At 65.1% G+C, this 14,173-nt stretch carries 28 protein-coding genes; all 28 read right to left on the bottom strand.

Annotated elements, in window-relative coordinates:
- Position 1: 1 nt before the first annotated feature.
- Complete coding sequence (locus tag ACLGGT_RS07630; protein ID WP_437195539.1) at positions 2-280, bottom strand: Acb2/Tad1 domain-containing protein; 279 nt, start codon at positions 278-280, stop codon at positions 2-4.
- Entirely contained in the window at positions 280-1,941 is a 1,662-nt protein-coding gene (locus ACLGGT_RS07625) for a hypothetical protein (protein ID WP_437195537.1), read from the bottom strand. Before ACLGGT_RS07625 ends, ACLGGT_RS07630 begins: the two co-directional genes overlap by 1 nt.
- A complete protein-coding gene (locus ACLGGT_RS07620; RefSeq protein WP_437195535.1) occupies positions 1,938-2,222 on the bottom strand; it encodes a hypothetical protein in 285 nt (94 codons plus the stop codon). The genes ACLGGT_RS07625 and ACLGGT_RS07620 overlap by 4 nt, the downstream gene beginning before the upstream one ends.
- A complete protein-coding gene (locus tag ACLGGT_RS07615; RefSeq protein WP_437195534.1) occupies positions 2,222-2,518 on the bottom strand; it encodes a DUF6527 family protein in 297 nt (98 codons plus the stop codon). Before ACLGGT_RS07615 ends, ACLGGT_RS07620 begins: the two co-directional genes overlap by 1 nt.
- Positions 2,515-2,754 (bottom strand): hypothetical protein, encoded by a 240-nt coding sequence (locus tag ACLGGT_RS07610; RefSeq protein ID WP_437195533.1) that lies wholly within the window; start codon positions 2,752-2,754, stop codon positions 2,515-2,517. The genes ACLGGT_RS07615 and ACLGGT_RS07610 overlap by 4 nt, the downstream gene beginning before the upstream one ends.
- The gene (locus ACLGGT_RS07605; protein WP_437195531.1) at positions 2,747-3,319 is read right to left on the bottom strand and encodes a phage protein Gp27 family protein; all 573 of its coding nucleotides are present in this window, start codon (positions 3,317-3,319) and stop codon (positions 2,747-2,749) included. The genes ACLGGT_RS07610 and ACLGGT_RS07605 overlap by 8 nt, the downstream gene beginning before the upstream one ends.
- A 1-nt stretch (position 3,320) precedes the next feature.
- Positions 3,321-3,623: a VpaChn25_0724 family phage protein gene (locus ACLGGT_RS07600; protein ID WP_437195529.1), complete on the bottom strand. Its 303-nt coding sequence runs from the start codon at positions 3,621-3,623 to the stop codon at positions 3,321-3,323.
- Positions 3,620-3,967 (bottom strand): DUF2730 family protein, encoded by a 348-nt coding sequence (locus ACLGGT_RS07595; RefSeq protein ID WP_437195527.1) that lies wholly within the window; start codon positions 3,965-3,967, stop codon positions 3,620-3,622. The genes ACLGGT_RS07600 and ACLGGT_RS07595 overlap by 4 nt, the downstream gene beginning before the upstream one ends.
- The gene (locus ACLGGT_RS07590; protein ID WP_437195526.1) at positions 3,964-4,254 is read right to left on the bottom strand and encodes a hypothetical protein; all 291 of its coding nucleotides are present in this window, start codon (positions 4,252-4,254) and stop codon (positions 3,964-3,966) included. The genes ACLGGT_RS07595 and ACLGGT_RS07590 overlap by 4 nt, the downstream gene beginning before the upstream one ends.
- On the bottom strand, positions 4,251-4,778 hold the full coding sequence (locus ACLGGT_RS07585) for a hypothetical protein (protein ID WP_437195525.1): 528 nt from the start codon (positions 4,776-4,778) through the stop codon (positions 4,251-4,253). The genes ACLGGT_RS07590 and ACLGGT_RS07585 overlap by 4 nt, the downstream gene beginning before the upstream one ends.
- A complete protein-coding gene (locus ACLGGT_RS07580) occupies positions 4,775-5,653 on the bottom strand; it encodes an N-acetylmuramoyl-L-alanine amidase (RefSeq protein WP_437195523.1) in 879 nt (292 codons plus the stop codon). The genes ACLGGT_RS07585 and ACLGGT_RS07580 overlap by 4 nt, the downstream gene beginning before the upstream one ends.
- Before the next feature lie 86 nt (positions 5,654-5,739).
- Positions 5,740-6,117 (bottom strand): helix-turn-helix domain-containing protein, encoded by a 378-nt coding sequence (locus ACLGGT_RS07575; RefSeq protein ID WP_437195522.1) that lies wholly within the window; start codon positions 6,115-6,117, stop codon positions 5,740-5,742.
- Positions 6,114-6,359: a hypothetical protein gene (locus tag ACLGGT_RS07570; RefSeq protein ID WP_437195520.1), complete on the bottom strand. Its 246-nt coding sequence runs from the start codon at positions 6,357-6,359 to the stop codon at positions 6,114-6,116. Before ACLGGT_RS07570 ends, ACLGGT_RS07575 begins: the two co-directional genes overlap by 4 nt.
- Positions 6,356-6,808: a gp16 family protein gene (locus ACLGGT_RS07565; protein WP_437195518.1), complete on the bottom strand. Its 453-nt coding sequence runs from the start codon at positions 6,806-6,808 to the stop codon at positions 6,356-6,358. Before ACLGGT_RS07565 ends, ACLGGT_RS07570 begins: the two co-directional genes overlap by 4 nt.
- Positions 6,805-7,065, bottom strand: coding sequence for a DUF2312 domain-containing protein (locus ACLGGT_RS07560; protein ID WP_437195516.1), 261 nt, complete (start codon positions 7,063-7,065; stop codon positions 6,805-6,807). Before ACLGGT_RS07560 ends, ACLGGT_RS07565 begins: the two co-directional genes overlap by 4 nt.
- A gap of 3 nt (positions 7,066-7,068) precedes the next feature.
- Positions 7,069-7,308, bottom strand: a complete 240-nt coding sequence (locus ACLGGT_RS07555; RefSeq protein ID WP_437195514.1) for a hypothetical protein — start codon at positions 7,306-7,308, stop codon at positions 7,069-7,071.
- A gap of 77 nt (positions 7,309-7,385) precedes the next feature.
- Positions 7,386-7,625 (bottom strand): hypothetical protein, encoded by a 240-nt coding sequence (locus ACLGGT_RS07550; protein WP_437195513.1) that lies wholly within the window; start codon positions 7,623-7,625, stop codon positions 7,386-7,388.
- A 4-nt stretch (positions 7,626-7,629) separates the two neighbouring features.
- Complete coding sequence (locus ACLGGT_RS07545; protein WP_437195512.1) at positions 7,630-8,280, bottom strand: DUF3164 family protein; 651 nt, start codon at positions 8,278-8,280, stop codon at positions 7,630-7,632.
- Position 8,281: 1 nt separating this feature from the next.
- Positions 8,282-8,452 carry a hypothetical protein gene (locus ACLGGT_RS07540; RefSeq protein WP_437194773.1) on the bottom strand — a complete coding sequence of 57 codons (171 nt, stop codon included), beginning with the start codon at positions 8,450-8,452 and terminating at the stop codon, positions 8,282-8,284.
- 2 nt (positions 8,453-8,454) lie between these two features.
- Complete coding sequence (locus ACLGGT_RS07535) at positions 8,455-8,655, bottom strand: hypothetical protein (protein ID WP_437194774.1); 201 nt, start codon at positions 8,653-8,655, stop codon at positions 8,455-8,457.
- Positions 8,652-9,002 carry a hypothetical protein gene (locus ACLGGT_RS07530; protein ID WP_437195511.1) on the bottom strand — a complete coding sequence of 117 codons (351 nt, stop codon included), beginning with the start codon at positions 9,000-9,002 and terminating at the stop codon, positions 8,652-8,654. Before ACLGGT_RS07530 ends, ACLGGT_RS07535 begins: the two co-directional genes overlap by 4 nt.
- Entirely contained in the window at positions 8,989-9,363 is a 375-nt protein-coding gene (locus tag ACLGGT_RS07525; RefSeq protein WP_437195509.1) for a hypothetical protein, read from the bottom strand. Before ACLGGT_RS07525 ends, ACLGGT_RS07530 begins: the two co-directional genes overlap by 14 nt.
- A complete protein-coding gene (locus tag ACLGGT_RS07520; RefSeq protein ID WP_437195507.1) occupies positions 9,360-9,908 on the bottom strand; it encodes a hypothetical protein in 549 nt (182 codons plus the stop codon). The genes ACLGGT_RS07525 and ACLGGT_RS07520 overlap by 4 nt, the downstream gene beginning before the upstream one ends.
- Positions 9,905-10,708 (bottom strand): AAA family ATPase, encoded by an 804-nt coding sequence (locus ACLGGT_RS07515; RefSeq protein WP_437195505.1) that lies wholly within the window; start codon positions 10,706-10,708, stop codon positions 9,905-9,907. Before ACLGGT_RS07515 ends, ACLGGT_RS07520 begins: the two co-directional genes overlap by 4 nt.
- A gap of 18 nt (positions 10,709-10,726) precedes the next feature.
- Positions 10,727-12,853: a transposase domain-containing protein gene (locus ACLGGT_RS07510; protein ID WP_437195504.1), complete on the bottom strand. Its 2,127-nt coding sequence runs from the start codon at positions 12,851-12,853 to the stop codon at positions 10,727-10,729.
- Positions 12,850-13,689 carry a ParB N-terminal domain-containing protein gene (locus tag ACLGGT_RS07505; protein ID WP_437195502.1) on the bottom strand — a complete coding sequence of 280 codons (840 nt, stop codon included), beginning with the start codon at positions 13,687-13,689 and terminating at the stop codon, positions 12,850-12,852. Before ACLGGT_RS07505 ends, ACLGGT_RS07510 begins: the two co-directional genes overlap by 4 nt.
- The gene (locus ACLGGT_RS07500) at positions 13,686-13,910 is read right to left on the bottom strand and encodes a helix-turn-helix domain-containing protein (RefSeq protein ID WP_037268626.1); all 225 of its coding nucleotides are present in this window, start codon (positions 13,908-13,910) and stop codon (positions 13,686-13,688) included. The genes ACLGGT_RS07505 and ACLGGT_RS07500 overlap by 4 nt, the downstream gene beginning before the upstream one ends.
- On the bottom strand, positions 13,910-14,170 hold the full coding sequence (locus tag ACLGGT_RS07495; protein WP_037268623.1) for a hypothetical protein: 261 nt from the start codon (positions 14,168-14,170) through the stop codon (positions 13,910-13,912). Before ACLGGT_RS07495 ends, ACLGGT_RS07500 begins: the two co-directional genes overlap by 1 nt.
- Positions 14,171-14,173 lie beyond the last annotated feature (3 nt).

The following is a 14,173-nucleotide window of genomic DNA, read 5'->3' as shown; positions in this document are numbered from 1 at the left end:
CCTATTTTGTGATATGCCGGACCGCGCGCATGACGGCGTCCTCGACATGGGTGACCGCGAGGCTCAGGTGGCGGGAGGCCAAGCGCTCGCCGTCGGGATCGGTGCCGCCGATTTCATGGCAGAGGCCGATAAACGTGGCACCCAGTTCCTTTACCGCGTCGACCCGGGCCTTCTCGGCTTCCGAAAGGACACGCCAAGTCTGCCGCGTGCTGTTGTTCGCCGCGCGTGTGTCGCTTGAACTGGGAAACGTTGCGCACGCGTTGGTGTTCTCTTCTGGCATCACAAGCCTCCTCTGATCCGTGCCCCTGCCGGGGGCTGCCACCAACCGCGTCGCGGCCGGTCATCGTCGCTGTGATCGGGGCGGCGCTGCATGCGCCCTGTGGCCTCCGCAGGCTGATCCCGGCGCACGCCACGATATCCGTAGGCCTCGACCTCCTGATTGCTCGCATACCAGGCAAGTGCACCCGCTATGGCGCTGTCGCCGTGCCGGTCGAGCCCGTCCGATCCTTTGAAGCGGAAATTCTCCGGCACGCGGATGATGCCGTTTGTGTATTGCAGCGCCTGGTGGTCGCGCAGCACGTCCTCATGGGCGGGCAGAACGATGGTGCGGTCCGAGAAGGCCTCGATATAGGGGGGCATCTCGAGCTCGTACCATTGGCGCGTGAAGGAGACTTCGACGATCCGCTCGCCGTAGCGTTGGGCCGCGACTTCGGCGAGATAGGCCCCGTTGCCGGTGCGGTCCATCGCGCCCTTGTAGAAGTTGGGCAGCCGGTCGAGCAGCCAGAAGAGCACGTCGCGCTGCTGGTCAAAGGGGATGTTGCGCAGCTCGACAATGAGCTTGGTGCGCCGGGTGAGGTCGACGCCCTGTTCGAGAATAATGATGTCGGTCGCGTCACCCGAGCGCGCAAAGTCCTCGCCCATGAAATGCGGGCGCGTTCGGTCGAGGGTTTTAAGCACCGGTTCAAGGTGGGTTTTACACCAGGCTTCAGCGGCGGCCTTGCGGACGGGTTCGTCGGCATTCTTGAAGCTGTCGGGCTGCGTCCAGCGATGGAACGGGATGCCCTTGGCCATGCAGGCCTCGATCTGCACGCGGGTGAGGGCCGCGCCTTCCATCTCGGCGGGTTCGGCATCAAGCTCTTGGCGCATCGCGGCTTCGCGCGAGCCATAGGCCCGGCGCACGGTGGCCTCCCACGCAGCCTCGGCCTCTGGCGTCCAGGTCTTGCCCTGCATCATGCAGACGCGCTTAAAAAGCCCGTTGGCGACCGCGTCGCCGAAGGTGTAGCGATGCACCGCAAAGCCGTTCTTGCCCGCGCGCGCCTCTCGGATCAGCTCGTTGAAGGCATTGAGATAGCCGTTATGGGTCGAGATGATCCGGACCTTGCCGCCCCAGATCAGCATCGCGTTCACGGCGTCGATCACCTCGCGCACGTCCTTGTGGAATGCGGCCTCGTCGATCACCACGGTGCCCTGAAGGCCCCGGATATTGGCAGGGTTGGAACTCAGCGCCTCGACCCGGAACCCGGAGGCAAAGCGCACCCGGTAGGCTGAGATGAACTTGGTAGTGCCGTCGGGCTGCTGATCCTCGAAGAGAAACTCCTCGATGGGATGGGCTGCCCCCGCAATCACCCGCGCGAAATGCGCGACATAGCCAATGGCCTCGCGGCCCTTGTCCTTGGTGTCGCCGATGTAAAAGCAGTTTTGCCCGCCCGCGCCGCGCGCGGCGGCGGCAATGAGCGCGCAGCCCAGCATTTCGGCAAAGGTGATGCCGGTGCGGCGGCCCTTTTCGCAAACCTTGAGGTCGCTCTCGTCAGCCAGCCAGGAGCGTTGATGCGCCATCAGAATGCCGTCGGCGAGCGGATCGAGGCTCTCGGGGATCTCCGAGCCGCGCGGCAGTTCCTCGGGGAGCGCGTCGGGGTCGCGGGTGAGGACGGGGGCGGTCATGACTGCGCAGCCTCCGCGCGAAGCCGCTCCATGCAGATCCGGGCGCGGTCAAAGTCGGGATAGCCGCCAATGGCCACGGCGTAGTCCCCCTGCCCTCTGGCCCGGTCCATCAGACGTTTTTGCACGCCGTAATAGGTGCGCCCGTCAACCTCTTCGCCCGCGAGAAGGGCCCGGATTACCCGCGCGGCGTCCCGGCAGGCGCGCTCGATGTTCTTGTCGCGCTTCGCCCAGTATTGGGCATGCGCGGCCATGTCGTTTGCGATTTGGGCAGGCGTAGCCATCACACTGCCTCCCAGTAGCCATCGCGCAGCCAGCCGTGCCAGCCGCAACGCAGTTGATTGACCGACGGCGTGAGCGTCGGCTCGGACAGGGACCCGTTCCACTCCCAGCTTGGGGTAGACGCGGGCTTGACGCGCAAGCCGATGATGATCCGGTTTGGACCTTCGCAGCCGCAGGGGCAGTAAAACCAGAAGGCCGCACAGTCGGGGCCACCTTGGGTCAGGTCGATGTGGAAACTCCCGGGCAGCTTTTGCCGCCGGAACTCGGCCGGGTTGGGGAATTCGATGGCGCGGATCATGGGCGCGCCTCGGCAATCCAGATCAGATAGGGCTGCTCCCGCCACCACGCGACCGTGCAGCGCATGCCCAGATGCGTGATGCGCTCCCTGCGTCCGAACAGGAATATCCGCACGCGGCGGGACAAGGGCGCGCGACGCCAGTTGTGGTCACCAACCATCACTTTCCCTCCGGTCGAGAGGTCCTTGGACGGTATTCCCGCGAGGTCATCCATTGCTGTCGGTATCAATTCATCCACCGCGCACCCCCAGAAACTCGCGCTTGAGCTTGCCAATGACCGCGCTGCTCAGGCCCAGCTCTTCGCTCTGCGCCTCGAGCGCCTCGACCGCATTGGCGCGTTCTTCGGCGGCTATGCGGGCGCGTTCCTTGACCATCAGCTGCTCGCGAATGCCTGCGCTCGACATGATGTCCTTCATCATCTTGCCCAAGAAATGCAGCTCGCGCGGGTCGATATCCTCGCCCTCCTTGGTCATCTGCGATTTCAGAACCTTGAAGGCCACGCTTGTCATCATCTGGAACAGGACGCGGTGCCGGTCGGCCTCCTCCGAGAGGTCATTGTCGGCCAGCCATTGGCTGGCCCATGCCCCGGCCTCGTCCTGCAGCTTGACGAACTGCTCGTATTCCTGACCGTAGGCATGCAGTGCGCTCTTGCCGATGCGCAGCTCGAGCCCGTCTTCTGCAAGGCGGAAATTCAGTTCTTCGGCCAGTTCCTCGTAGCCGTGAAAACCCTTGGCTTTCCACCAGTCATGCAGCCACTGGCGCAGCTCGGGCGGCAATAGCTCGACCTTGCGGGGCGGGGGCATGTCAGAGCCTCCGTGCGCTTGGACGCTGGATATCCGGATGAACGGCCTCGCCGCGCGCGACCTCGATGCCGCGCCGGGTGGCCTCGGCAATGACAAAGTCGCCATGGTCGGCCACCGTCACCATGCCCACCTCCTGCAGCCATGCCAATTCGGTGGTCACCTGGTCAAAGGTGGAGCCGACGCCCACGCCATTGAGCACGTCACGCAGGATCGAGGCGTTGGCGGTGTAGCCAGAGACCTGTTCGAGATGCCGCAGGATTGCGAGGCGGCGGTGCTTGCGCAGGGTTGTCTGATAATCGCTCACTTCTTGCCTCCGTCGAGCAGGTGTTGTTCGTGACGGGACACGATGACCTCGAGGCGCGCGGTGATCTTGGCATTGCCCTCCATGACGGCGGCCATCTTCTCCATCGCGCCGGTCTGTTTGACCAGTTCGAGCTGGAGCGCGTGCATGTCATCCTTTCCCGGCATGATCTGCACTGCCTGCTCAAGTCGCGAGATACGCGCCTCGTGCCGGTCCATGCGCTCGTGGCCCGCCTCGAGCTTCGCGTCCAAATCTTTGCGGCGGGTAGCCACGAAGGTGTAGAAGGCCACCAGCATCGAGAACACGACGCTGAGGCCCTTCCAGAACAGGTCCCAGTCAACCATCATGCCGGGTCGCCTGCTGGCGGCGTGAGGATCGCCGCGCCCTCCCCGGCCATCAGCGCGCAGGACACGCCCTCGGGACGGGTCAAGACAATCGTCCAGCTGCCCGAAGGGGCGATGAATATTTCAAGGAGCGGGCCGGTCGAAATCACGCCCTGCATCGCCAGAACCTCGCCATACCGCTCAGACAAGGCGCGCAGAAGTTCAGCGCGCGCCATGCAGGTCTGCGCCTGCGCCGGTTGTACGGCCAACAGGATCGCTGCCAGAACACCCAAGAGCGTGATCCGGATCATACCGCACCGCCTCTCTTGAGGTCGGCGATGATGCCTTCCTTGGTTTTCGAGCCAACCGAAGACCCGAAGAAGTAGTTGCCGACCTGCGTCGTCATCGCCCCGAGCGAGCCAACCATGATCAGTAGCACTTCGCCCCCCTGCGCGGGCAGGCCGTAGGCAAAGATGTAGGCCAACACCCCGAAGAACCCGACGATCACGACAAGGCCCAAGGCGGAGGGCGTCCAGTCCTTCATTGCGGCTTGACGGTTGCGGGCGCTGTCGCGGTCGCCTGCGGCCACGCGCTCCAACTCGATCCCGGCCTCCTCCATCTGGGCGCGAAACTCGAATTCCAGTTCCTTGAGCTTGGCAAGGTCCGTGCCGGTCGCCTCCGCGATGGCCCGCTCGACCGCAAGCGGGTCGGCCGCCTCATTGCCGAGCAGTTTGCCCGCAATGGCGCGGGTCGCAACACCCGCCAGCGGCCCGCCCAAAGCTGTGGCGATGGTTGGCGCGACCGCGCCGATGATTTCCTTGAGTTGGCGCTTCATGATGCGGCCCTCCCCTTCGAGTGAACAATCGGCGCGGCGTAGCGCCCCACGATCCAGCCTTCATGGCCGCCGTAGATAACTTTGAGCCAAGCGCGCCCGCCGAATTCGCCGCACCGGATAACCGGCACCACGGCCCCGTCGGGAATGCGCGCGAGGACGTTTGGATTGAAGCTCGGCCACCGGCGCATGTTGAGCGCGTCGTCGGGTACCTCGATCTGGACAAACTCTTCGCCGGGGACGTCGACGGCGACTTCGTCCTCGGCCGCGTCGAGCGGGTCCTCCCGACCAAAGATCAAAGAGCGCATATGCTCCAGCGGGAAAAGCGGGTTGGTGTCCACCTTGCGGCCCGGCGAGATATACCAATGCGTCGTGATGTCAGTGAGCGTCGGGATGCCCTCAAAGAGGTTGCGCAAGAGATGCCTCAAAGACGTCAGCTGCACCTCGGTGTAGGGCATCCAGAGGCCGCGCCCGTGCTGCGGCGTCTCGATCTCCTGAATGCCGTGCTCCCCAATGTCGAAACGCCGACCGTACCACGCCTGCGCCTCGGTGGCCGAGAACCGCGTCATGCGCCCGGGGTTCACGATCTCGATGCCCACCGAAAAATCGTTCACGCCGGACCGCCCATGATAGTTGGACCGCCCGGCGTGATTGGCCCGGTGCCCCACCCGGACCTGTTGTTCGATGCCCCCGTCCCGTTCCAAGACAAAATGCACCGAAACCTTTTGATCATTGTCGCGCAGGTAATCGCGGGAAGAGCCCGCGTCCAACGGCCCGGCGGTGTCGTGCAACACGACGATGCGGGGAGTAATAGCCCCGCCCGACCACTTTGCCTGATTGAATGGGATGCGCGGATGCAAGCCGTCGATAAAGGACATTGGGGGCCTCTCTGTCCTGCTGAAAACAGGATCAGAATGCCGCGCAAGGCAGCATCCGAGACACCCGCAAGTCCTTGCGGGTCAGATCAGTCGGTTTTCCAGTTGAATAGGTCCGGTTGGGACGTCGGTGCCGCGCCCATGCCCTTGAGGTAGGCGCGCACCGTCACGTCGGACACCCGCACTTTGCGTGCAATTTCCGAAATGGGCAAGTTTTGTTTGTAGAGGACCTGCGCAATCCATCGGCGGGCAAGCGGCACGCGGGCCGGAAGATGCTCGGCCGTGCGGGCCAAGAGCGCGGCTTTCTCGCGGCCAAAGCGCTTGGCGACACGGCTGCGGCGCGGGTTGCGCCCGAGGTAAAGCTCGGCACCGCCAAACTCGAGGAGGAACTCGACCGCGTCTGCCTCGCCGAGGGCCTCGACGTAGGGGCGGATCTGGACCGGGGTAAAAACCTCGCCCTCTGTCATGGTTGGGTCTTCTTGCGTCGCCGCCCCGGGGGCTGCGTATGACGCCGGGTGACGGTCACAACGCATCCGCCCTCGATCCTGTAGACGAATCCGCCGCTGATCACGCCGCAGGCTCCGGCCTCGAGACCCTCCTCCACCACGCGCCCGATCTCGCGGCGCACCGCGTCGATATCCACGCCCTTGACCCGCTCGAGATAGCGGATCACGGCATGGTCAGAGGCGGGGTGGCGCGGCTTTTTCACCGGCGGTGATCCTCCCAATCGAAGTCGATGTTCTGGCGCTGGCCCCACGTTTTGAGGGCCTGAATGACGGCGTCGATCTGCTGCCACTCGCGCAGCATGTCGACGTCGGCCGGGACCGATCCCCAGACGCCTCCGAACCGGGCGCGAATGAACTTGTTGAGCCCGGCGCGGGAGGGATCGCGCAGCGCGCCCGACTGGCCGAGCTTGCGCCAAAGCACATGGATCATGCGCAGATCGGCGCGCGGTGCAGGTTTGTGGCGCGGGTTGCGGGGTTTGTCCTCGAACCCGGCCTGCTTCAGGCGGTTAACGATCAGCCGCAACTCGCCGTCGTTCATGTCGCGCAACGACGTCTTGCCGGTGACGCTGGCCTGCAGATCGCGGCGCGCGTCCTCGTCGAGGCCCAGCTGGCGGCAGGCTGCGAAGATCAGTTGTTGCAGCGCGCGGTTCATGCCAGCGTCATCCCGAGCGCTTGCGCGTACATCTCGAGAACCGCCTGTTCCTCGGCGACGTCGTTGATGTCGCGCTTGCGCAGGGCGATGATCTTGCGCATCACGGCGGTGTCGTAACCGCGCCCTTTGGCCTCTGCCATCAGCTCCTTTTGCTCCTCCGCGAGGTCCTTCTTTTCCGCCTCAAGCCGCTCGAACCGCTCGATGAACTGGCGCAGCTCTTCTGCCGTGACGCGGTAATTCTGGTCATTGGTCGTCATGGGTCACTCCTCCTCTTCTGCATCTGACATGTCGAACATATCCAAGGTGCGGTCGCAGCGCGGCTCGGGTGCCCCGTCGCGAACGAACGCGGAGCATTGCGGCACGCCGCCGTTAGAATATTGCCACTCTGCGGGATACTCGGGGTCTGTAATCCGATGCATCATGGCGCGCAGGTTGATCGCGCAGCAATGTTCGGGGTCATCAAAATTGGCCAAGTCGCAGTTCGCGCACCACTCGGCCATGAAGATTTCTCCCTCGGTCCCGTTGCTTGGTCGGTAAGGCCGATGCGTGCCGCTGGGATGGATTGTGTTGTCGTGGCTCATAGCGCGCTCTCCAGATAGCGGATAACCGCACCGTGAAGCTGGGTGCGGTCCTCGTCCTCGCCCGGCATGACCTCGATCAGGAGCCGCACAGCGTCGGCCAAGATCGAGAGCGTGCCGCCTGTCACAATGTCACCATGGGGGAACGGCCCGCCCTCCCGCGCGGCCTCGATCAAATCGAAGGTGGTGCTGGAGGTGTGTTCCGCTGCGGCAAGCAGCTTGCTGACGATGTCGTCCATCACCTCACACCTTCGCCAGATCGAGAACCACGGTCTGCCATGGGGCCTCGGTGTTCGTGCGGTGCTTGACACGGACGTAAGTCGCCTTGCCGACCACGCGCATGGCGTCGCGGATGGCATCCATCGCCCGGTTCCACCGCGCGTCGGCGATGTCGAGCCGCAGGAGCATGAAGATCTCGGCGCGGTTGATTTGACCTTCCTTGTCGGTGTTGAAGGCGCGCGTCACGATGGCCTGAATTTCCGGGCGGCTGTCGGCGGACCATTCATTGAGGCACTCGTCGATCAGGCCCTTGGCGATCTGCAACTCGGGGCCGAAGTCCACCCGGTCCTGCACTTGGACCTGCACCTGAAAGAGCCCGTCATAGGTGGTCAGCGTCTTGTTGCCCTTGGCCCCGCCGACGCTGGTCCCATACTCCTGCGCGAGGATGGCCTCGAAATCCGAGATGTCGTCGAAAGTGTGTTCCTTGAACCGGCGGAGCTGGTCGCTGAGCGCCAGCGCATACCCAGCGATCTTGCGCACCTGTTCGTCTTGCAACTGGTCCTGCGGACGGACGAGATCAAGCGGCACTTCGCGGCCCTTGGCGTCGACCATTTTGCGGCGGCCGTTCTCCTCGATGATGCCTGACGGCACCGGATGGGGGGTGAATTCAGACATTTTACTCTCCTGTTGAAGGGGGTGTTTCGAATTGCTCGCGCTCGAAGGCATAGGCCTGCACGACGGCCATCCGCAGCGTGTCTCGAAGGCTGCAACGCGGCATCACGTCCAAAGACCGATGCAGCATCCATGATCCGAGTTTGAACCGGGCAAGGAGGTAGAAATCCAGCACCGCTACTCTCCTGTTGAAGGGGGTGTTGAAAGGAGGCTTGGACCCACGCCATGGAGCGCGCAGACGGCGGCCATGGCGGCGATCTCGTCCATCGAGCAAAGCGTGCTACCGCGCGGGCCAAGGAGATCCACCTTGGCCACGCCCGAGGCCGCAAGGCGCAGCATCTCGTCGGGACTCCAGCGGGCGATTTCGGGGGCGTTCATACTTCGGTCTCCTTGTCATCGAGAATGGCGTCGATCAAACCGTCGCGGATCACGACGTCGAGGATGCGGACGGCGAGCGCCTTGGTTTCCATCCCGCGCGCGATGGCATGCGGCTCGAGCGCGGCGCGGGTCTCGGCGTTGACGCGGGTCAGCTGCGCGCCCTGAGGCCCGCAAGGTTTCCCCAGCCGCACGGGCGGAAACACGGCCCCATGGCGGCGCAGGTAGTGCAGCACGGAGTGGACGCGCTGCGCCGTGACACCGAGACGGCGCGCGATCTCGCGGGCGGGCACGGCCTGCGTCGCAAGCCCCGACACTGACGCATCGAGGCTGTCGTCACGCCGCGTCATCGTCGGCCCCCTTGTGGATGGGGCAACGGTTGCAGGCGCGGTACATGGTGACGGTCTGCGAGTTCACATTCTCGAAATTCGCTGCCTTGCCGCGCCACTTACGGCAGACCTGTTTGCCGATCTCGCCCAGTGCCGGACAATCGACCACCGCGCGCATGAAATGCCCGCGCACGATGTCCTCAACGATGCTGGTATCTGCGGGATAGCGATTGCGCAGGACGTTGGACACCAGCGTCGGGCTGCGCTCCATCTTGGACGCGACCTTGCTCTGGCTGGTCTCGTCGCAGGCGCGGGCCAAGGCGGCGACCCAATCAGGCATATCCTCGCCCCAGAAGGTGCGGGCGGTGTCGAGCGCGCTCATGCCGCACCGCCTTTCGCGGGGGAAAACGCCCCGGTGTTGGGATCGAGAATGCCCGCGAGCCGCACGGCTTTCGGAGGAAAAGGCCCGCTGTCATCGATCAGCTGATAGATCGCCTCACGGCGTCCGATGATCGCCGTCTGACGCACCTTGAGATGGCCGGACCCCAGCAACTGGCGACAATAGGCGCGGGCCTTCTCGACGGTGACCTCGACACCTCCGGCGTTCGCATGCGCGGCCAAGTCAGTTGGCCCGAACTGCACCAGCCGCCGCATCGCCCGCCACATATTGCCCTCGGGGGTCGGGACGCCGTCGGGCGCTTCAATCGCTGTCAGGTTTGCCGCGTCCAACTCAACGCTCCGGAATATCTTGCGGTGCATGTCCTTGCGGATGCATTTCACGAGGCCTGCACGCTCCCAGCGACGCACGAACGTCTGCGCAGTGTCGCCATGCACGCCAAGGGTCGCGAGGTCGCTCCAGTGAAACTCCTGCATGCCTTTGACGCGATCCCAAGCGTGGCGTTCCATTGTGCTGCGGAAAGGCTTCATTCACGCGGCTCCTTTGCGACCTTGGTAAGCGGCACGACCGTGTCCTCTCTTTTCTCCGGCCGGGCCACCGGGCGGAAATCATCGACCCGCCGCACGGCCGGGGGCTGGCCAGTGTCAAAGACCCGGTTGCCCCAAAGCTCGAGATCGGCCAGTCGCCGCCCCCGGCCCATGGCCAGCTCCTTGGCGCGCGCAAGGTTGGTGGAGACCCGGCGGATCGACCCGCCCGAGGCGGCCACGATGGCCGCAAGGAGGTCCGGGGCAACGTCGACACCCGCCGCGTAGATCGGCGCGAGCTTTTCCGCGTCCGAGAGGTTGCAGGCGAGCGCAGGCTCCCATGCGAGCTGGCGGTTGTGGATGTTCTCCCAGCGGGTCAGGTCCTGCGGCAGCTTTTCCTCGCCCACCAGAATGACCGGGGCCTGACTGCTCTCGTAGATGTCGCGGGCCAGCTCGACCATCCGCTTGCGCAGAAGGTATTGCGCGTCGTCGATGATGAGCGGACGGTCGCTGCGGGCAAGCTGCGCGCCGATGGCGTCGACCATGGCGGCCACACCACGCTGGGGCGGCAGGCCGATTTCACGCAGGATCGCCTGCGCCAGATAGGTCGGCGTCCAGCAGTCTTTGACCTGGACGACATGGGCCTGATACTCGTTGGCCGCGACCGTCACGGCGGTGGTCTTGCCCCAGCCGGAGGGGCCGTAGAACGTGGCCATGCCGGGCAGGCCAAAGGCGCGGGTCTGCACACGTTCGACAAGGCCAATCAGGGCCGCGACGTTTCGCAGGGGCGCAATGGAAGGTGTCATTCTGCTCTCCTTTTCTTGTTACTCTGGGGCACCGAAGCGGCGCGCCATGCGCAGCTGGGCGCGGTAGTCGGAACTCTGCTGATAGTCGGCCAGCCAGTCGGCTTGCGCCTGTGTCAGCGCCTCGCCCTCATCTCGCGCACGCTCCAAGGCGCAGGCGCGGGCAAAGACGGCGGCTGGATCTTCGTCGACCGGATCGACGGGATTGGTGCGGTGTTCTTCAAGCCGCAGCACCCGGGCCTCGATCTCGGCCAGATGCTCGATCTCTTCGGCGCTTTGGGCGCGCCGTTGCCGCTTGGGCGCGGCCTTGTGCGGCGTGGCGAGTTGATGCACCTGCGCCTCAGGCAGCGGTTCGTCTGCCGCCAGCCCCGAGGCTGCGCGCACCCGGGCCGCGACCTCTGCCGCAGACAGCTCGCGCGCGGCCTTGGCCTCGGCCTTCTGCGCTTTGGCCCATGCCCCGCGTTTGCGGGCGTGGTCGCGCGCTGCCTCGACGTCGAAGAACTTCGCCGCTTCGGTACAGGCCGCGTGGCCCAGATAGCGGCCCGCCAGATCATAGACTTCCAGCCCGGCTGTCAGATCATCCGCGTCGAAGCGTGCAACCACCTTTTCCCCTGCGATCCGGTACATCCACTCGGACCAGTATTCCGTGTCGTAGAGCTTCAGCGCGCCATTGCCCGCCTTGGCGCGAACGCCCTCGGCCCGCAGGAGCCAGAGGCGCAACTGCTCGTCGGTCGCGCGTTTGATTGTCGCCTTGGCGTAGCCCTCGTTGAACACCTCGTTGAACGACCGTCCCATGGCCACTTCACTGCGCCGCCCGGGGCGGGCGTTGTGATGCGCCAGTTCGTCCTCGAGAACGAGGCGGAACTCGTCGAGCGGGACGGCGCGGGTGCCGTAATCCTCAGGCTTGGCTTCCGGTTTGTTGCCCGTATAGGCTCCGTCAAAGGCGGGATGCTTCGCCACCCGGTCGCAGAGATCTCGAAACGCCCGCTCGATGGGCTTGGATTGCCCCGAATAGGGCGTGGCCCAGTGGATTTCGACGCCCAAGAGCGGCAGGAGGCCGGGAATATCCTCGTCGGTGATCTTGAAGCGGAACCGGGTCGGCGTGCCGCCTGTCATCGCCTTGGCCGCGAACTCCCGGCCGTTGTCGATCAGAACCGACTGTGGGATGCCATAGGTCCGGATCAGGTCGCCGGTGACCAGCTGCACCGTGTGGCTGTTCGCCGTCGGCGACAGGCGCCAAGCCAAGAGCTTGCCGGAATAGACGTCCGACCAGACCATCATCTGCGGTCTCACGGGCTTGTCGTAGCCCGGCCACGACACAAAGACGTCGAACTTGTGATAGTCGCCCTGGACGCATTCCAGCGGGGCCATGAAGGCCTTGCTGCGGACCTGCGCGGGGTAGAGGCGGCGCAGTGCCTCCTCGCCCTTGCGCATGAAAATCTCCGTGGGGACCGAGACGCTGGCCTTGAGCCAACGGCGCACCTGATGGAGAGGCGGCACGGCGCTGTTGCGCCGCTCGGCAGTCCAGACGCGCACGGCGCGGTCATAGCAACTGGTCAGGCTCGGCTGTGACAGACGCAACCAGTCGCTGCGCACAAGTGACAGAAACGCAGGGTCTATGTCGTCCCGCCGGGCGGGGGCACGCCGCAGCGCGCGCCCGTCGATGAGGTAAGCCAGCCGGTCGGCCCGGGCCACGCCCTCGACCTGCCCGAGGTAATTCCAGAGGGATTTGTCAGACCTCCCCAGCTTGCGCGCGACCTCGCGCACGGCCGCCGAGCGGGTCAGACCGGCCCCTTCCAAAAGCTCGACCTCGGCAATAGCCCCAAGCCGCGCCTCGGCCTCGGCGCGCGCCTTGTCGCCCGCCGCCGCATAGCGCTCCCATGCCTCGCCGGTCCCCGGCTTATCCGCCGGAGCCGCGACCAGACCGGCGCTGAGCCGCATCCGGGCGCGCAGCGGCAAGATGCTCCAGTGATATTCAAGCCCGCCGCCCTGTCCCTTGCGCCGCCGCGCCTTGCCGGGTAGGCGCGCCCATGCCTCGCGCTCCGCCATCAACCGGACTGCCCGGTCGGTTTCCGGCAGGTCGGGGAGTCCGGCCTCGGCCAACTCGGCCGCAGACCACCACTCTTGCGCGGGGGCGGGTCCAGTCATGCCGCGTCCCCTTGGTCAATCTCGCCGAACAGCGCCGCAACCTCTGCGCCGCGCTCCTCGAGAAACGCCATGCGCTCCCGCTTGCCCGCGCGGTCCCATGCGTCCATGAGGCGCGCGAGGGTGGCGTCTTTGGGGCTGGCCGGGGCCGGTGCGTCTCCGCGCGCCGCGCGATAGGCTTTGCGGGCAGCCTTGGCGCTCTTTGCCGCGCCTGCAGCCAGAGCCTCGACCACGTCGTAGCGCTCAACTGTCTCCTCGATCTTGCCGATCTCGATCAGATCAGAGAGCGCGATGGGCTTGGGCGCACTGCGCAGCAACTGATAATCCCGTGGGTCCAGCTTTGACCCGGCGGCCATGATCTTGTAGACTTGGCGTGTGGTGATGCCGCGCTTCTCGGCGATACTCTGTGCCAGTGAACTAAAGTTCAGTTCGAACCAACGCGCCGCCGCCCCGGCCATCCCCTGTTTCATCTCCGGATGCAGCTTCTGGATCGCCTCACGCCGCCGTGCGAGGAAATAGGCCTCGTCGAGCGTGTTCATATCGGCCCCGGCAAGGTTGCCGTCGATCTCGAACATCGCCGCCTCGGCATCAGAGCAGCGCACCACGTCGCAGGGGATCGTCTCGGCACCCAATTCACGCATCGCCGTCAGCCGGTGTGCGCCGTCGAGAACATAGTCGCCGTCCTTCTTGCGGCGCACCGTGATCCGGCCAACAAACCCGTTTTCGCGGATCGCCTCGACCAAGGTAGCAACGCCACTTGGCGAAACGTCCCGAAGGCGGCCTTCGATCCCGATTTCAGTGACGGGCAATTCGGTTATCGTGGTGAGACGTTCAATCATTCTGGGGCCTTCGTCATTGTGTACCGGCAGATCAGCCGGTCGGCTTTGCGCTCGCGGGTGCAGAGGATCTCCGCCCCGTTGGCGCGCAATTCGGAAATGCAGCTGTTCACCGCCACCACATGCGCCCGCCGCACGATCTCGCGCGTGGTATGCGGGCGGCCATCCTTGAGGACGGCAAGCACCCGTTGCAGGCGGGGCGAGGTGAGCGGCGCATGGTGCATCAGCCCACCATCTGGGCGTCGAGCCCGGCACAATTGGTGCGGCAGTTGCCGCACATGCGGTGTCCCGGTCCCGTTGACCAAAACTCGGTGCCGCAGGTCAGGCAGGGGCGGTTGCGGGCGTGCTTGGCTTTGAGGGCCTCGTCCTGCATCCGGTCTTGGGCGCGCAACGCGATGTCGCGGTTGCTGAACGCGCCGGAGACCCGCGCCTTTCCGTCGAAAACGGCGTAGCCGTGGCCCCATCTTTGAACATGCAGGTCCATCCC

Origin of the sequence: Roseovarius sp. MS2, from assembly GCF_051447875.1 — a bacterium.
GTDB lineage: Bacteria > Pseudomonadota > Alphaproteobacteria > Rhodobacterales > Rhodobacteraceae > Roseovarius > Roseovarius mucosus_A.
This window is presented reverse-complemented; position numbering and strand designations above follow the sequence as displayed.